This is a genomic window from Xanthomonas sp. LF07-6, assembly GCF_034105445.1.
In the GTDB taxonomy this organism is placed as follows: domain Bacteria; phylum Pseudomonadota; class Gammaproteobacteria; order Xanthomonadales; family Xanthomonadaceae; genus Xanthomonas_A; species Xanthomonas_A sontii.
Genome location: NZ_JAXGGI010000007.1, coordinates 93,864 through 111,206 on the forward strand (window position 1 = coordinate 93,864; position 17,343 = coordinate 111,206).

The 17,343-nt window shown below is 69.8% G+C and carries 12 protein-coding genes; 8 read left to right on the top strand and 4 right to left on the bottom strand.

The window, feature by feature from the left end; all coding sequences use genetic code 11:
- The first annotated feature begins 44 nt into the window (after window positions 1-44).
- The 3 genes from SLW56_RS12735 to SLW56_RS12745 are packed head-to-tail and all read left to right on the top strand — an operon-like array spanning window position 45 to window position 3,209.
- Window positions 45-749: a response regulator transcription factor gene (locus tag SLW56_RS12735; RefSeq protein WP_320694946.1), complete on the top strand. Its 705-nt coding sequence runs from the start codon at window positions 45-47 to the stop codon at window positions 747-749.
- Complete coding sequence (locus tag SLW56_RS12740; RefSeq protein ID WP_017910911.1) at window positions 742-2,130, top strand: sensor histidine kinase; 1,389 nt, start codon at window positions 742-744, stop codon at window positions 2,128-2,130. The genes SLW56_RS12735 and SLW56_RS12740 overlap by 8 nt, the downstream gene beginning before the upstream one ends.
- Complete coding sequence (locus SLW56_RS12745; RefSeq protein ID WP_320694947.1) at window positions 2,127-3,209, top strand: ABC transporter substrate-binding protein; 1,083 nt, start codon at window positions 2,127-2,129, stop codon at window positions 3,207-3,209. Before SLW56_RS12740 ends, SLW56_RS12745 begins: the two co-directional genes overlap by 4 nt.
- A 19-nt stretch (window positions 3,210-3,228) precedes the next feature.
- On the opposite strand, the gene SLW56_RS12750 is transcribed toward SLW56_RS12745, so the two are convergent.
- Window positions 3,229-6,363, bottom strand: coding sequence for a two-component regulator propeller domain-containing protein (locus tag SLW56_RS12750; protein WP_320694948.1), 3,135 nt, complete (start codon window positions 6,361-6,363; stop codon window positions 3,229-3,231).
- Between the two features lie 283 nt (window positions 6,364-6,646).
- On the opposite strand from SLW56_RS12750, the gene SLW56_RS12755 reads away from it, so the two are divergent.
- Together SLW56_RS12755 and SLW56_RS12760 are read left to right on the top strand one after the other, a co-directional pair.
- Window positions 6,647-7,285 carry a response regulator transcription factor gene (locus SLW56_RS12755; RefSeq protein ID WP_017910914.1) on the top strand — a complete coding sequence of 213 codons (639 nt, stop codon included), beginning with the start codon at window positions 6,647-6,649 and terminating at the stop codon, window positions 7,283-7,285.
- Window positions 7,286-7,379: 94 nt separating this feature from the next.
- Window positions 7,380-7,730 carry a DUF5713 family protein gene (locus SLW56_RS12760; protein ID WP_017910915.1) on the top strand — a complete coding sequence of 117 codons (351 nt, stop codon included), beginning with the start codon at window positions 7,380-7,382 and terminating at the stop codon, window positions 7,728-7,730.
- A gap of 164 nt (window positions 7,731-7,894) precedes the next feature.
- On the opposite strand, the gene SLW56_RS12765 is transcribed toward SLW56_RS12760, so the two are convergent.
- A complete protein-coding gene (locus SLW56_RS12765) occupies window positions 7,895-10,540 on the bottom strand; it encodes a PAS-domain containing protein (RefSeq protein ID WP_267084074.1) in 2,646 nt (881 codons plus the stop codon).
- Window positions 10,541-10,814: 274 nt separating this feature from the next.
- A complete protein-coding gene (locus tag SLW56_RS12770) occupies window positions 10,815-11,987 on the bottom strand; it encodes a porin (protein ID WP_295957962.1) in 1,173 nt (390 codons plus the stop codon).
- A gap of 449 nt (window positions 11,988-12,436) precedes the next feature.
- Between SLW56_RS12770 and SLW56_RS12775 the strand changes: the two genes are divergently transcribed.
- The gene (locus SLW56_RS12775) at window positions 12,437-13,801 is read left to right on the top strand and encodes a dicarboxylate/amino acid:cation symporter (RefSeq protein ID WP_267084073.1); all 1,365 of its coding nucleotides are present in this window, start codon (window positions 12,437-12,439) and stop codon (window positions 13,799-13,801) included.
- A gap of 148 nt (window positions 13,802-13,949) precedes the next feature.
- Window positions 13,950-16,235 carry an NADP-dependent malic enzyme gene (locus SLW56_RS12780; RefSeq protein ID WP_017910606.1) on the top strand — a complete coding sequence of 762 codons (2,286 nt, stop codon included), beginning with the start codon at window positions 13,950-13,952 and terminating at the stop codon, window positions 16,233-16,235.
- 465 nt (window positions 16,236-16,700) lie between these two features.
- On the opposite strand, the gene SLW56_RS12785 is transcribed toward SLW56_RS12780, so the two are convergent.
- On the bottom strand, window positions 16,701-16,961 hold the full coding sequence (locus SLW56_RS12785; RefSeq protein WP_225851569.1) for a helix-turn-helix transcriptional regulator: 261 nt from the start codon (window positions 16,959-16,961) through the stop codon (window positions 16,701-16,703).
- A gap of 180 nt (window positions 16,962-17,141) precedes the next feature.
- On the opposite strand from SLW56_RS12785, the gene SLW56_RS12790 reads away from it, so the two are divergent.
- On the top strand, window positions 17,142-17,339 hold the full coding sequence (locus SLW56_RS12790) for a zinc-finger domain-containing protein (protein ID WP_010344507.1): 198 nt from the start codon (window positions 17,142-17,144) through the stop codon (window positions 17,337-17,339).
- Window positions 17,340-17,343: the final 4 nt, after the last annotated feature.

Consider the following 17,343-nt stretch of genomic DNA (forward strand, 5'->3'; position numbering starts at 1 on the left):
GCTGTTTCCATTCCCCATTCCCGATTCACCATTCCCGGCCTCCAATGCGCCTGCTCCTGGTAGAAGACAACACCGATCTCGCCGATGCGATCGTGCGGCGCATGCGCCGCAGCGGGCATGCGGTGGATTGGCAGCGCGATGGCTTGAGTGCGGCCGGGGTGCTGCGCTACCAGCGCTTCGATCTGGTGGTGCTGGACATCGGCCTGCCGGGGTTGGACGGGCTGCGCGTGCTGGCCGGGCTGCGCGAGCGTGGCGACACCACGCCGGTGCTGATGCTGACCGCGCGCGACGGCATCGAGGATCGGGTGCAGGCGCTGGACGTGGGCGCCGACGATTACCTGGGCAAGCCGTTCGATTTCCGCGAGTTCGAGGCGCGCTGCCGGGTGCTGCTCCGGCGCAATCGCGGTCAGGCCAGCGAGGTGGTGCAGCTTGGTGGTTTCGCTTTCGACAACGCCGCGCACAGCGTCAGCCTGGATGGCACGCCGATCGAACTGCCCAACCGCGAGTATCGGCTGCTGGAGATCCTGATCGGCCGGCTCGGCCAGGTGGTGGGCAAGGACGAGATCGGCAACGGCCTGTTCGGCTTCGACGACGAGGCCGGGCCGAACGCGATCGAACTGTACGTCGGGCGCTTGCGCAAGAAGCTGGCCGACGCGCCGCTGCGCATCGTCACCGTGCGCGGCGTCGGCTACAAGCTGGAGGCGGCCGCGTCGCCGCCGGACCCGGCGGCAGCGGACGCCGATGGCTGAGGCCGCGCCGCCGGCGCCGTCGATCCGGCGCACGCTGCTGCGTTACCTGGGCGCGCTGTCGCTGCTCGGCGCGGTGGCGCTGTTCTTCGTCGCCCGCGACTACGGCCAGCGTGCCGCCAACCGCTCCTACGACCACCTGTTGGTGTCCTCGGCACTATCCATCGTCGACTCGGTGGCGCTGGCCGGCGGTCAGTGGCAGGTGGACCTGCCGTATGCGGCGCTGGACCTGCTGGCGATGGCGCCGGAGGACCGGGTGTTCTACCGCGTGTTCGATGCGCGCGGGCGCACCATCACCGGCTACGACGACCTGCCGGCGGCGCCGTCGCTGCCGCGCGCCAGCGCGCCGCCGCGCTTGTTCGATGCGGTCTACAGCGGCGAGCCGGTGCGCTTCGCGGTGGTGTCGCGGCGGGTGTCCTCGGCGGCGGCGCAGGACCAGGTGTGGGTGCAGGTGGGGCAGACCCGGCGCGCCCGCGAGGCGCTGGCGCAGGACGTGGTGCTGCATGCGCTGGTGGCGATCGCGCTGTTGTCGCTGCTGGCCTTGGCGCTGGTGTGGCTGGGCGTGTCGCGTGCGCTGCGGCCGCTGCGCACGCTGGAGCGCGAACTGTCGCGGCGCGAACCGTCCGAACTGAAGCCGGTGGCCGCGACGGCGCCGCAGGAGATGCAGCAGATGGTGGCGGCGCTGAACCGCTTCATGGCGCGCCTGGCCGGCAGCAACGAGACCCTGCGCGCGTTCATGGCCGAGGCCGCGCACCAGATGCGCACGCCGCTGGCGGCGCTGCGCGCGCAGGCGCAACTGGCGCTGGACGAGGACGACCCGCACGAGATGCGTCGCAGCCTGGAGGCGATCGAGCGCAATGCCACGCACATGAGCCGCCTGCTCAACCAGTTGCTCAGCGACGCCAGCGTGATCCACCGTTCCAACCTGCAGCGCTACGCCAGCGTGGACCTGGCCGAGGTGTTGCACCAGGCGCTGCACGAGGCCGTGCCGCAGGCCGCGCCGCGACCACGCGTGCAACTGGCCGTCGCCAGCGAACCGGCGCTGGTGCGCGGCGATGCGCTGCTGTTGCGCGAGGCGATCAAGAATCTGATCGACAATGCCTGCAAGTACGGCGGCGATGGCCCGCTGCAGGTGGCGCTGACCTGCAGCGCGCGCGATTGCGTGGTGACCGTGGCCGACCATGGCCCGGGCATCGCCGCCGCCGAAGCCGAACGCGTGTTCGAACGTTTCGTGCGCGGCGAGGGTGCGGCCGCCGGCGGCGCCGGGCTGGGCCTGGCGATCGTCAAGCGCGTGGTCGAGGCCCATGGCGGGCGCATCGACCTGTCCAATCGCGTAGGCGGCGGCCTGATCGCCAGCCTGCACCTGCCGAGGTTGCATCCATGAGCCTGCCCGCGCTGCTGCGCCGTCTGCCGCTGTTGCTGACCATGCTGCTCGCCGGCAATGCCCTGGCCGCGCCCGGCGACGTGCGCCGCTTCCCGGCGCAGGGCGTGGCCACCGCACAACTGTGCATCCAGGGCTCGACCGACATCGAGGTGTTCGCCGCGGTGATCGGCGACTACCAGCGACTGCATCCACACACCGAGGTGGTGTACCAGGACGTGATCGCCGGCGATATCTACTGGCGCTACCTGCATCCAGGCCCTGGCCCGCGCTGCGCCGATCTGCTGATCAGCGCCAGCATGGATCTGCAGACCAAGCTGGTGAACGACGGTCACGCACTGGCGCACCGCTCGCCGCAGACCGAGGCGCTGCCGGCGTGGGCGCAGTGGCGGCACGAGGTCTTCGGCATCAGCTACGAGCCGGTGGCGATCGTCTACAACACCGCGCGGCTGCCGGCCGCGCAGGTGCCGCGCACCCGCCGCCGGCTGCTGGAACTGCTGCGCGCGCCGGGCTCGCCGCTTCGTGGGCGTATCGGCACCTACGACGTGGAGCGCAGCGGCGTGGGCTACCTGTTCGCGACCCAGGACAGCCAGCTCGGCAGCATGGCCGGCGCGTTGCTGGCGGCGATGGGCGACAACCAGGTGGTGCTGGAAGAACGCACCGGCGTGCTGCTGGACAAGGTCGCGCGCGGCGACCTGCTGCTGGCCTACAACGTGCTGGGTTCGTACGCGCAGGCGCGCATCGATGCCGGCGCGCCGCTGGCGATCGTGCAGCCGGAGGACTACACCCTGGTCGCGCTGCGCACCGCGGTGATCCCACGCGACAGCCCACACGCGGCCGAGGCGCGTCGTTTCCTGGATTACCTGCTGTCGCCGCGCGGGCAGCAGGGGCTGTCGCGCGAGGCGCGGCTGCAGCCGATCCTGCCGCAGCCGGGCGTGGCGGCGCAGGGTGGGCCGGCCGCTGCGTCGGCGTTCCGTCCGATCGCGCTGGGCCCGGGGCTGCTGGTGTATCTGGATGCGCTGAAGCGACGTCAGTTCCTGGACGCCTGGCGCAGCAGCATGCAGCAGGCGCCGCCGCGCTGAGCCGCCGCGCCGGCGTCGCTCAGCGCGCGAAGCGCGGCTGGCGCCCGGGCGAGCACAGCACGCGTACGCTGTCGCCCAGTTCTTCCGGTGCGCCGCCGGCCAGCAGCGCGTGCAGGCGCGGCCGGTCCGGCGCCGCGCCCGGGGCCAGTCCCACCCAGGCGTCCTTGCCGGCGCCCTTGGCGGCGTAGAGGCAGCGGTCGGCCAGGCCCACGCTCTGTTCCCAGTCGCCCAGCGCCGGCCACGCGGCGACGAAGGGCCACGGGGCGAAGCCGATGGAGCAGGTCAGGGTCAGTTCGCGCTCGGCCAACGCGAAGCGCTGCGTCGCCACCGCCGCACGCAGGCGTTCGGCCAGGTCGCTGGCGACGTCTTCGCGCGGCAGGCGGGTGACCAGCAGGAACTCCTCGCCGCCCCAGCGCACCAGCAGGTCGCGTTCGCCGCACAGTCCGCGCAGGCGATCGGCGCAGTGCACCAGCGCGGCGTCGCCGGCCTGGTGGCCGTAGTCGTCGTTGATGCGCTTGAAGTTGTCCACGTCGATCATGAAGAAGTACAGCGCATCGGCGCTGCTGCCTTCGTCCAGCGCCGCCAGCAGGGCCGGGCATTCGCGCGCCAGCCAGTCCTGCAGCTCGCGGCGGTTGGCGACCTGGGTCAGCGGATCCAGGCGTGTGGCCGCCTGCAGGCGCGCATTGCTCTGCAGCAACTGCTGGTTGGCGCGTTCGAGCTGGCGGGTGCGCTCGGCCACGGTCAGGTTGAGCAGTTCCACCATGTCGCGCTCGCGGTTGACCGTGCGCCGCACCCGCTGCAGCGCCAGGCCGAGCAGCGCCAGGCCCAGCACGACGTAGCCGGCGTAGGCCAGCGGATGCCGCCACGGCGGCGGCAGCACCTCGATCTGCAGCCGCCGCGCGCCACCGAACTGGCCGTCGCGCCCGGCCGCTTCCACCACCAGCGTGTAGCGGTCCGGTGGCAGGTGGCTGACCGAGAAGTCGCTGTGCGCGGTCTGCGGGTATACCCAGCCCTTCTGCAGCCCGTCGACGCGGTAGCGCAGGCGCGCGGTGCCCGGGGCGGCAAAGTCGATCGCGGTCATGCCGATGGTGAACACGTTGTCGCGATGGTCCAGGGCGATGCGCTGCGCGTAGACCACGTCGCTCTCGGTCTGGTTCTCGCTGCCGTCGCGGTCCTCGCCGGCATTGAGGATGCGCAGGTCGGTGAGTACTGCGCGCGCCTGCGGGCTACGCAGCGGCAGGCGCGTGGGATCGATCACGTCCACGCCCTGGGTGCCGCCGAAATACAGCAGGCCGTGCGCGTCGCGGTAGCCGCGGCCGCTGTTGTACTCCTGGTTCTGCAGGCCGTCGCGGCGGCCCAGGCTCTGCACGATGCGCGTGCGCGGATCCAGCACGCTCAGGCCGTTGTTGGTGCTGAGCCACAGCCGCCCCTGCGGATCCGGCAGGATCGTGTAGATGACGTTGCTGCTGAGCCCCTCGCGGTCGCTGTAGCGCAGCGCCACGTCGCGCTTGAGGTCGATGCGGTACAGCCCGCCGGAGAAGGTGCCCACCCACAGCACGCCGTCGTGTTCGTACAGCGACCACACCGACGGGTACAGGGTGCTGCCGCGCGGGCGGTAGGGCTCGGCGGGACGGCCGCTGCGCATGCGCCACACGCCGCAGTCGTTGCAGCCGATCCACAGCGTGTCTTCGCTGTCGCGGTAGACCCGGGTCAGGGTGTGCCCGCTCAGGGGTGCCCAGCGCGGATCGTTGCGCACGCGCCCATCGACCACGCGGGTCAGGCCGCGGCGGGTGGCCACCCATAGCGTGTCGCCTTCCAGCAGCAGATCGTTGACGTGCTCGTCGGCCAGCCCGCCCAGGCGCCGCAATGTGCCGTTGCGATCCAGGCGCCACAGCCCCTGGCGCGTGCCCAGCCACCAGCCGTCGCGGTCGGCGGCGATGCTGCGGATCGCCTGGCTGGCCAGCCCGGGCACCAGCTGCCAGGCGGCACGGCTGCTGTCGCGCAGCAGCAGGCCCTGGTCGGTGCCGATCAGCATGCGCTCGCCGTCGCGCCAGATGCTGCGCACGCTGCTGCTGGGCCACGCATGGGTGTCGCTGACGCGCTCCTCGTCGTTGCGGATCACCGCCGACAACGGACGCACCCGGTACAGCCCGCCGGTGTAGGTGCCGATCCACCAGGTGCCGTCGGGCGCCTGGTAGAAACGGATGATGGCGCTGTTGGGCGGCATGTCGAAGCTCAGCCGCTGCGGCGCATGCTGCGCGCTGTCCAGTTGCGTCACCGTGGCATTGGTGGTGCCGACCAGCACGCGGCCGTCGTGCAGCCGGATCAGCGCGCTGAGGTCGCTGCCGCCGGTGGCCAACTGCGCTGGCGTCCAGTGCGCCAGCACCGCGCCCTGCGCATCGAGCTGGAACAGGCCGCCGCTCGCCGACGCCAGCCACAGCCCTTCCGGTCCGGACTGCAGGCCTACGCATTCGTCGATGCCGCGCGGTGCCGGCAGTTCCTCGCGCGCGTCGCGGCCCAGCCTCCACAGCCGGCATTGCCGGTCCAGTGCCACTGGTTGCTTGCCGTCCGGCATCCAGGTCAGGCCCACCACCGGCGCATCGCCGCCCAGCGGGCGCGCCCGCTGCAGGTCGGCCTCGACCCGGTCCATGCCGCGTTCGGTGCCCAGCCATGCGCCGCCCTGCGGATCGATCAGGATCTGGGTGACGCGGTTGTGCGACAGGCCCTGCTTCGCGTCGAGACGGTGGTGTTGCCAGGTGGCCAGCTCGATCACTTCCAGGCCGGCGTCGTTGGTGCCCAGCCACAGGCGGGTGCCGCGCGGCTCGAAGCCGATGCTGTCGATGCTGCTGCTGAGCAGGCTCTGCCGGCTGTCGCTGCCGAGTTCGCGCCGGTAGGCGCGGAACAGATGCCCGTCGAAGCGGTTCAGGCCTTCCTGAGTGCCGACCCACAGGAAGCCCTGGTCGTCGCTCTGCAGGGCGTTGATCGACAGCTGCGACAGGCCCTCGTCCAGGCCGAAGTGCTCCAGGCTGCTGGGCAGCTCGTCGTCGCTTGCGGTGACGGCCGCGGACACGTCCGGCGCGAGCGCCAGGCACGCGATGAGGCAGGACGCGGCCAGCGGCAGGCGGCCCAGCAGATTGGAGAACGGGACGATCACGCCGTGTTATCGGCCATGGTGGGGCCGGCCTTGAATGCGCGGCCGAGGACGCCTTGCTGCGCGCTGCGGAGCGCCAATGCGCGGCGTGGCGGTGTTGTGCGCGGCGTCCTGCACGAGTTTCTCCGCAGGCACCCGGCACGCCGGTCTCGGGCAACCCGCCGCCGCCCGATCGGGTCTCGCGCACTCGGCATCCAGCGGCCACGCACGTACACTGCGGGTCCTGCGCGTTGTCCGCGCCCACCCGACGCCGCGTTGCAGCGTCATGCCAGCCGCCTTCACGCCCATGGATGCCCCGACGATCCTGGTCGCCGACGACCACCCGCTGTTCCGCGCCGCCGTGCTGCACGCGTTGCGCCAGGCCTTGCCGCGCGCCCTGGTGGTGGAGGCGGCCAGCGCTGGCACCCTGGACGCCGCGCTGGCCGCGCAGGCCGATGCCGACCTGATCCTGCTGGACCTGGCCATGCCCGGCGCGCGCGGCTTCTCGGCGCTGCTGCACGTGCGCGGCGAGCGCCCGGACGTGCCGGTGGTGGTGATTTCCTCCAACGACCATCCGCGGGTGATCCGCCGCGCGCAGCAGTTCGGCGCGGCCGGCTTCATTCCCAAGTCCTCCCCGGCCGAGACCATCGGCATTGCGGTGGCGGCGGTGCTCGACGGCGGCACCTGGTTTCCACCGCTGACCGCGGCGCGGTCGGAGGCCGACGCGCAGCTGGCGGCGCGCCTGGCGCAACTGACCCCGCAGCAGTTCCGGGTGCTGCTGTGCCTGGCCGACGGTCTGCTCAACAAGCAGATCGCCTACGAACTGGGCCTGGCCGAGAACACCGTCAAGGTCCACGTGACCGCGATCCTGAAGAAGCTCGAATGCCACAGCCGCACCCAGGCCGCGGTGCTGGTGAAGGCGCTGGAGCCGGAAGGCGAGGCCTGAACCGGGCGCCGGCGGGGGGCGTTTTCTGCGGCGCCCGGATACGCGATGCTATGCGCCGATGCCCGCGCCCCCCGCGGGCGGAGACCACCGGACCATGCCCACCACGACCCTCCGCAACGAGCAGACCGCCCACTATCCGTTCCTGCAGGAGATGCTGGACGACGACTACTTCCCCCCGTCGCTGGTCGGCAAGGGACAGAAGATCCTGCTGCGGTTGTGCGAGGCGATCGAGGCGCAGGCACCGGCGGACCTGCCGGCGCTGTACCGGCTCACCCATGCCGCCACCGAAGAGTTCAACAAGCTGGCGTTGGAGTTCGAGGCCCACGACAGCGAGATCGAGACCGCCGCAAGCGAGAACATCGGCGTGGATTTCCTGCACATCGCCAAGGCCTATGGTTTCGCCGACGCCGACGTCGAGGAACTGATCGCGCCGCGCGAGTGGTAGAGGCATCGCTGCGCTCCCGTACCCTCACCCCAACCCCTCTCCCGGGGGGGAGAGGGGCTAAGCGCTTCCCTTCTCCCTTCGGGAGAAGGTGCCCCGCAGGAGCGGATGAGGGTACGGCAGCCAAAGATCCACATTCCCCAAGCCTGATAAACCGCTCACACGCCTCACCCACGTCGCAGCAACATCTGCGTCATCAGTGCGCGCAGGGCTGGCGCGCGGACCGGTTTGGCCAGGAAGCCCCAGCCGCGTTCCTGCGCCAGGGTGCGCAGCGCCGGATCGGCTTCGGCGGTGACCAGGATCACCCGCGGCTCGGCCTGCCAGCGTGCGCACAGCTGCGCGAACAGGGTCGGGCCGTGGCAGTCGCCCATGCGCACGTCCAGCAATACCAGTTCCGGCGCCTGTGCCGGCTGCGCTGCGGCCAGCGCCTGGTCCGGGCCGGCGGCCAGTTCCACCTGGCAGGCCCAGCGCGTCAGCAGGGTCCGGCTGGCCTCGCAGACGCGCGGGTCGTCGTCGATGCACCAGACCCGGCAGCCATGCAGGATCGGGTCGTCGCCGTTGTCGCTGGCCATCGCCGCCGGCACCTGGCGTTGCGCCGCAGCGGCATCGCCCAGCGGCACGGTCACCGAGAACACGCTGCCGCGGCCCAACTGCGAGCGCAGGCCGATACGGTGGCCGAGCAGGCGGCCGATGCGCTCCACGATCGCCAGGCCGAGGCCGGCGCCGCGATCGTTGGCGACGCCGTCGCCAAGCCGGCGGAATTCTTCGAAGATCTCCTGCTGCAGGGCGTCGGGAATACCCGGTCCCTGATCGTGCACTTCGATGCGCAGCTGCGCACCGTCGCGCCGGCAACCCAGCAGCACCCGTCCGCGTGGGGTGTAGCGCACCGCGTTGGAGAGGAAGTTCTGCAGGATGCGCCGCAGCAGGGTCGCGTCGCTGCGCACGGTGGCGCGGGTCGGTACGTAGTCCAGGCGCAGCCCACGGCCTTCGGCGACGATGCCGAACTCGCGTGCCAGGGTCTGCAGCAGCGGGTCCAGCGCCAGGTCCTGCACCTGCGTCTTCAACGTGCCCGCTTCCAGTCGCGAGATGTCCAGCAGGCTGTTGAGGATCGCGTCCTGCGCCGCCAGCGCGTTGTCGACATGGTCGGCGATCTGCCGCGCATCGGCCTCGTGCAGCTTGCCGCGCAGCGCCGAGACGAACATGCGCGCGGCGTTGAGCGGCTGCAGCAGGTCGTGCACCGCCGAGGCCACGAAGCGGGTCTTGTAGCGGTTGGCGTTCTCGGCCTCGCGCTTGGCCTCGGCCAGGTCGTGGGTGCGTTCGGCGACGCGATGCTCCAGCGCGTCGGCCAGCGAGCGCAGTTCGCGCGCGGCGTTCTTGTAGCTGGTGATGTCGGCGTAGCTGGTCACGAAGCCGCCGTCGGGCAGCGGATTGCCGCGGATCTCCAGCACCGTGCCGTCGTCCTTCTCGCTCTCGCGCATGTGCGGGCGGCCGCTGCGCAGGTGGTCAAGGCGGCGCTGGATCGCCGCTTCCACCGGGCCGGGGCCGAGCAGGCCGCGGCGTGCGTTGTAGCGGAACACATCCTCGATCGGGCGCCCCACCCGGATCAGTTCCGGCGGGAAGCGGAAGATCTCCAGATAGCGTGAATTCCACGCCACCAGGCGCAGTTGCGCATCGATGATCACCACGCCCTGCGGCAGGTGCTCCAGGCTGCGGCTGAGGCCGGTGTCGGCCTGCTGCGCGGCCTGCACGATACCGTCCTGGGCGGTGCGCAGCTCCTGCGCATGCTGCTGCAGCAACGCCTCCAGTTCGCGCCGGCTGCGCTGGCGCAGCCGTGCCAGGCGCTGGCGCTGCTGGAACAGCAGGCCCAGGAACGACAGCGCCAGCCAGATCCCGGCCGCGGCCAGCGCGGCGGCGCGGCCGGCCGCGCGGCTGCCGCCGACGTCGTGCAGCAGGTGCAGGCGCCAGCCGCCCTCCGGCAGCGCCATGCTCTGCCACAGCAGCGGCGCCGGCTGCGCCGGCATGTCGATGCGCATCACCTGGCCGCCGTCGTCCAGCGTCTCCAGCACCCGCCGTCGCGCCGGCAGCAGCGTCTGTTGCGCGTACTGGCGGGTGGCCAGCAGTTCGTCGCGCTCGTGCGCGCTGAGCGGTTGCAACTGGCGATAGCGCCAGACGTCGCGGCTGGACAGGAACACCACGCCGTGGCCGTCGCTGACCAGCACCACGTCGGGCACGCGCAGCCATTCGTGCTCCAGCGCGGCCAGTTCGATCTTGATCACGATCACCCCGAGCGGGCGCCCGCGTGCGTCGAGGATCGCCTGCGAGAGGAAGTAGCCGGGCACGCCGGTGGTCATGCCGATGCCGTAGAAGCGGCCCTTGCCCTGCGCCAATGCCTGTTTCACGTAGGGGCGGAAGCTGTAGTCGGCGCCGACGTTGCTGCTGGCCAGGCGCCAGTTGCTGGCGGCCAGGGCCACGCCGTTGGCGTCGATCAGGGTCAGGGTCGAGGAGCGAGTGACGTCGTTGGCGCGCTCCAGCTTCAGGTTCAACTGCTGCTGGGTGGCCGCGTCCAGCGGATGGGTCAGGGCGTCGCGCAGTTCCGGATCCAGCGCCAGCACCTGTGGCAGGGTACGGTAGCGGTCGATGCGCTGCTGCAGGGTCTGCGCATACAGCTCCAGCTGTTGCCGCAGTTGCACGCTCTCGGCGCGCAGCGCGCGCTGTTCGGCGACGTGCTGCGCCGACAGCATCGCCATCACCATGCCGCCGACGATGACGACCAGCAGCAGGATCAGGCGACGATGGCGCAGGAGCGAGGGCATGCGGAAGAACGCGGCGACCGGGACCGCATCAGCTTAGAGGGTGCGCTGCCGTTTGCGACATGCGGCGGAGATGGCGGGCGTCGCGGAGCGCCAACGAGCCAAAACCGCCGGCAGGTGCAACGCCGATCGCATCAGGGAACGTCGCCGGTGTCGTCTTGCGGATGTGCTGCGAACACGCTGTGGGCGCCGGGGCCGCATCACCCAAGGGGCCTTGGCATCGCCGAGGCCCTTCCTGCGGCTCGCTGCGCAGCCTTTGCGGCCGGCGTGCGTTTGCTCAGAACTGGACCTGGGCGCGGACGTCCAGCGAGTTCGGCTTGACGTGCACGCCGGCGCGTTCGGCATCGGCGCGCACGTAGTTGACCTGGAACTTGAAGTGGCTGGTCAGGTACCAGTTGGCGCCGACGGTCCAGTCGTGCTGGCGGCCGCCGAGCACCGTGCCGTCGTCCAGGTCCAGGCGGCTGTAGCGCGCCAGCAGCTCGACCGCGCCGTAGGCGTTGGCCGGCTTGATGTTGCCGACGTTGCCGGCGCTGTACGGCCGCGATTCGCCGGTCAGCACGTAGCTGGCGAACACGTACTGGCCGTCGGCGGTGTAGTCGGGGCGGCCGTTGTCGCGGGTCACGTCGGCGCGCAGCGCCTCGCCCTGCATCGAGAACGGTCCCTTGATCCAGATCGCCTCCAGGCCGGTGCGGCGCACCTGGTCGACGTCGACCAGCGTGCCCGAATCGATCAGACGCACGTCGGTCAGGCCGGCTTCCGGACGCGCACGGAAGCGCGCGCGCGGGCTGAAGCTCACGTCCAGGCCATTGTGGTAGCCGCGCGGATTCTCCTGCGAGTACGCCAGGCCCAGGTGCAGCACGTCGCCGTCGGCCTTGAACGGGGTCCACACGCCGCGCACCGCCTGGGTGGTGCCGGGGTTGTCGCCCTGCAGGTCCTTGCCGCCGTAGGCGCCGGCCTGCAGCAGGTATTGCGGACGCTCGAAGGTCCACTCCACGCCGGTACGGCGGCCCTGGTAGATGGCCTGCACCGGCAGCGCCACTTCCATGAAGCTGTCCGCGCGCGAGCTGGTCACGCCTTCCAGGCCCACCGGCACCTTGATGTAGCCCAGGCGCACCTTGCCGTAGTCGGCGCCGAACAGGGCCTTGGTCTCGAAGCGGAAGAACACGTCCAGCCACAGCTTGGACTGGAAGTCGAAGTACACCATCGCGTCGTACACGCCCTTCTTCTTCAGCGTGGCGCCGAACTCCTTGCGCCGGAACGCGTTGTCGTCCTCCAGGCGACCGTCGTCGTTGGAGAAGTTGTTCCAGTCGTAGGCGTAGTTGCCGGTCACGGCCAGTTCGGTGCCGTCGTTGAAGGCGACCTTGGTCGGCCAGTCGTCGAAACCGTTGGCGGCGACGGCGGGAGCGGCGGCGGTCAGGCCCAGCGCAGCGAAGAGGAGAGTGTGGCGCATGATGGAGTCGTCTCGGTAAGGAATGAAGGCGCGGCAGTCCCCGGCCGGGCTGGTGGTGCCATGGATGGCGCGGGCAGTGCGGCGGTGGACCGCACGCGAACGGCGAGGCCGCTGCGATGCGGACACGGTGCCGGACGCGATGCCCCCTGCATGCAATAGCGGACGCGCCCGGCCGTTCTTTACGGCGATGTTGCAGTCCTGCGGCGCCGTCTCCCCCTGAAGACGTGCGCTGCGATGGCGGCCACGCCGCCATCGGCCGCGAGGGGCGGCGTCTGCGTGCGGCGTTGCGTTAGCCCTTCCGTGAGCCTGCCGCGCCACTGTAACCGCGTCGACACGGCGCGGCGCCGGGCCTAGTACCAATAGGTTATCTGCTTAGACGCTGGCGACGCGTACAAAGGCAGCATTCCGCGACCCGCGTCGGGTGGGCGGACCGTCCCGGAGCGCCTTCGATGCATATCTCAACTTCCCCGGCCAGCCCTGCGCCGCGGCCGGTGCCGTTCTACCGGCATACCTACGTCCAGGTGCTGGTGGCCATCGTCATCGGTGCCGTGCTCGGCCATCTGGAGCCGCAGTTCGCCACGCAGCTCAAGCCGCTGGCCGATGCCTTCATCAAGCTGGTGAAGATGATCATCGCGCCGGTGATCTTCCTGACCATCGTCACCGGCATCGCCGGCATGACGCACCTGAAGACGGTGGGCCGGGTGTTCGGCAAGGCGATGGTGTACTTCCTGTTCTTCTCCACCCTGGCGCTGGTGGTGGGCATGATCGTCGCGCACGTGGTGCAGCCCGGCGCGGGCATGGACGTCAACCTGGCCACGCTGGACCAGAGCAAGGTCGCCAGCTACGTGCAGAAGTCGCACGACCTGACCCTGGTCGGCTTCCTGATGGACATCATCCCCAATTCGCTGATCGGTGCGTTCACCGGCGATCAGGTGGTCAACGGCAAGCTGGTCGGGACCAACGTGCTGCAGGTGCTGTTCGTCGCCGTGCTGTTCGGCGTGTCGCTGGCCATGGTCGGCGAGCGCGGCAAGCCGGTCCTGAACTTCTTGGAGGCGTTGATCGCGCCGGTGTTCAAGCTGGTGCACATCCTGATGAAGGCCGCGCCGATCGGCGCGCTGGGCGCGATCGCCTACACCATCGGCGAGCACGGCCTGCACTCGCTGGTGCAGTTGGCCTGGCTGGTCGGTTCGTTTTACGTCACCTCGCTGCTGTTCGTGGTGGTGATCCTCGGCGCCGTCGCCTATCTGTGCGGCTTCTCGATCTTCAAGCTGATCCGCTACCTCAAGACGGAACTGTTGCTGGTGCTGGGCACGTCCTCGTCCGAATCGGCGCTGCCGTCGCTGATGGAGAAGATGGAGCGCGCCGGGTGCGAGAAGTCGGTGGTCGGCCTGGTGGTGCCCACCGGTTACTCGTTCAACCTCGACGGCACCAACATCTACATGACGCTCGCGGCGCTGTTCATCGCGCAGGCCACCAACACCGAACTCACTCTGGGCCATCAGATCACGCTGCTGCTGGTGGCGATGCTCAGCTCCAAGGGCGCGGCCGGTGTGACCGGCGCCGGCTTCATCACCCTGGCGGCGACGCTGGCGGTGGTGCCGGAAGTGCCGGTCGCCGGCATGGCGTTGATCCTGGGCGTGGACCGCTTCATGAGCGAATGCCGCTCGCTGACCAACTTCATGGGCAATGCGGTGGCCACCGTGGTGGTCTCGCGCTGGGAGAATGCGCTGGATCGCGACCGCCTGCGCCTGGCGCTGGATGGCGAGGCCGTGCCGCTGCCGGCGGTGGCGGCCGAACCGCTCGCCACGCGCTGATCCCTTGCATCACACCACGCGCCGGCCTTGCCGGCGCGTTGCTTTTTTCCTGCCCTCAAGGCCGTGGCGACAGCCGCCAGACAGGACCGCTCCTGCGGCTGGGGGTAGAATTCCGGGCCTCCGCGCCTTTCGACAAAAGAAGCCCTCGATGTCAAACGACGATTTCAAACAGGCCGCCCTCGACTATCACCGCCAGCAGCCGCCGGGCAAGATCAAGGTCTCCGCGACCAAGCCCATGCTGACCCAGCGCGATCTCTCGCTGGCCTATTCGCCGGGCGTCGCCTTCGCCTGCGAGGCCATCGTCGCCGATCCGAAACAGGCCAGCGAACTGACCGCGCGCGGCAACCTGGTGGCGGTGATCAGCAACGGCACCGCGGTGCTGGGCCTGGGCAACATCGGCCCGCTGGCGTCCAAGCCGGTGATGGAAGGCAAGGGCGTGCTGTTCCAGAAGTTCGCCGGCATCGACGTGTTCGACATCGAGATCAACGAGAACGACCCGGACAAGCTGGTCGACATCATCGCCAGCCTCGAGCCGACCTTCGGCGGCATCAACCTGGAAGACATCAAGGCGCCGGAGTGCTTCATCGTCGAGCGCAAGCTGCGCGAGCGCATGAACATCCCCGTGTTCCACGACGACCAGCACGGCACCGCGATCATCGTCGGCGCGGCCGTGCTCAACGCGCTGGTGGTCACTGGCAAGAAGATCGAAGAGGTCAAGCTGGCCACCACCGGCATGGGCGCGGCCGGCATCTCCTGCGTCAACATGCTGGTCTCGCTGGGCCTGAAGCCGGAGAACATCCTGGCCCTGGACCGCGACGGCGTGATCCACACCGGCCGCACCGACCTGGATCCGGACAAGGCGCGCTACGCGCGCGACACCGACAAGCGCACCCTGGCCGAGATCGTCGAGGGCGCGGACATCTTCCTGGGCCTGTCGGCCGCGGGCATCCTCAAGCCGGAGATGGTGGCGACGATGGCGCCGCAGCCGGTGATCTTCGCCCTGGCCAATCCGAATCCGGAGATCACGCCGGAGGCAGCCAAGGCGGTGCGTCCGGACGCGATCATCGGCACCGGCCGTTCGGACTATCCGAACCAGATCAACAACGTGCTGTGCTTCCCCTACCTGTTCCGTGGCGCCATCGACGTCGGCGCCACCGGCATCAACGAGGAAATGAAGATCGCCTGCGTCAAGGCGATCGCGGCGATGGCGCGGCGCGAGGCCTCCGACCTCGGCGCGGCCTACGGTGGCGAGACGCCGAGCTTCGGCCCCGACTACCTGATTCCGCGGCCGCTGGATCCGCGCCTGCTGGTCGAGCTGTCTTCGGCGGTGGCGCAGGCGGCGATGGATTCGGGCGTGGCCACGCGGCCGATCGCCGACATGGCCGCCTACCGCGACAAGCTCAGCCAGTTCGTCTACCGCACCAGCCTGATGATGAAGCCGGTGTACGACCGCGCCCGCGCCGACAAGCAGCGCGTGGTCTATGCCGAGGGCGAAGAGGAAGTGGTGCTGCGCGCGGTGCAGAGCGTGATCGACGAGGGCCTGGCGTTCCCGATCCTGATCGGCCGCCCGGACGTGATCGAGGCGCGCATCCAGCGCCTGGGCCTGCGCATCACTGCCGGCGTGGATTTCGAGATCACCAACATCCACGACGATCCGCGCTTCAACGACTACTGGCAGTACTACCACGCGCTCACCGAGCGCCGCGGCGTCACCGTCACCGCGGCCAAGGAACTGATGCGCTCGCGGCCGACCCTGATCGCCGCGGTGATGGTCGCGCGCGGCGAAGCCGATGCGCTGCTCACCGGCGTGGTCGGCCGCTTCCACAAGAAGCTCGGCTATGCGCGCAGCGTGATTCCGCTGGAGCCGCGGGTCAGTTCGACCTCGGCGATGACCGGTGTGATCAACCAGCAGGGCGCGTTCTTCTTCGTCGACACCCACGTGCAGGAAGACCCGAGCGTGGAGCAGATCGTCGAGGCCACGCTGCAGGCCGCCTATCGCCTGAAGCTGTTCGGCATCGAGCCGAACATCGCATTGCTGTCGCACTCCAATTTCGGCAGCCACGATTCGCGCGACGCGCTGAAGATGCGCCAGGTGCGCGAGGCGCTGCTCAAGCGCAAGCCCGAGCTCAACATCGACGGCGAGATGCAGGGCGATACCGCGTGGGACGAGGCGCTGCGCAAGCAGATCATGCCCAACAGCACGCTGAAGGGCCGCGCCAACCTGTTCGTGCTGCCGAACCTGGAAGCGGCCAACATCGCCTACAACCTGGTGCGCGTGTTCACCGACGGTGTGGCGATCGGCCCGATCTTGATGGGCATTTCCAAGGCGGTGCACATCCTCACCACCAGCGCCACCTCGCGCCGGGTGATGAACATGACCGCGATCGCCGCGGTCGACGCGCAGATCCGCAAGCAGCTCGAAGCGGAAAAATAAGCCGCCACGCGGCTTCCAGCCCGCACCGGCCCGCATGACTGCGGTGCCGGTGCGGCTGCATGTGCTCAAGCGACGCTTCGGGCGTGCGCACACGGCACGGCTGGCAGCACGGCTGCCACCCTCATGTCTTCAGGAGATCCGCTCGCGCGCTGCGCGCGCCTCACGTGCGAGTCGTGCGCGAGGCCGTGCCTGAGCGCGCGATGTCGCCGCAGACGGAATGAGTGGCAGGGGAGGCGGCCGCGGTTGCGCCAGAGGCAGTGAGGGAGTGACGCTGCAGCGGCACGCGTGCCGCAACCGCTGCGTCGGATCGCGGCGAGATCAGCGAAAGGGCGGGGCTGGAAGCGGTTTCATATCGGGGCGACAGCAAGTGTCGCGGTGCGAGTCGCGTCTTCACGCGCAGCCCGCACCTGGGCTGCGCGGGGTCGAGCCGGGCACGGGGACGACGCCAGTGGCGCCGCGCCGCGCTCAGGCCATGCGCTTGCCCACCGGCAACGGCAGGCTGTCGCTGTCGGTCTGGTTCAGCTTGGACGGCTTGCCGGTCAGCAGCACATACGCATCGACGCCGGTAAGTTCGGCGATCTTCAGCAAATGCCGGGCATTGGGGACCGAACGGTTGTTCTCCCAATGACCCAGGGTGCTATGCGCCACGCCCAGCAAGGCGGCAAGCTCGCGCAGTGTGAAACCGGCATTTCGCCGCGCCTGCATCAAACGCACACCTATATCCACGAGACACCTCAAAGCGGCATGTCGGCGCCGCGTGATGCCAGCATAGTGGTGCGTTGGTTCCGTATCAAGCGAACCGGAAAGGCGCGTGAAAGGACCGCCTGGGGCCGCCGCCGCGCACCGCGCCCGTGGCGGGACGGGCTGCTAGAATCGCCTGTCCCTTTTTGCCGTGTCCCCACCGCCATGAGCCATACCGCCACCGCGCCCGCCAATGCCCAGACGCGCTACGAGGTGCGCCGCGCCGACCTGCCGCTGAGCTGCCCGACCCCGGAAATGGCGCTGTGGAACTCGCATCCGCGGGTCTATCTGCCGATCGAGGACGAGCCGGGCCTGGAAGCCAAGTGCCCGTACTGCGGCGCGGTCTTCGTGCTGGTCGACTGATCCG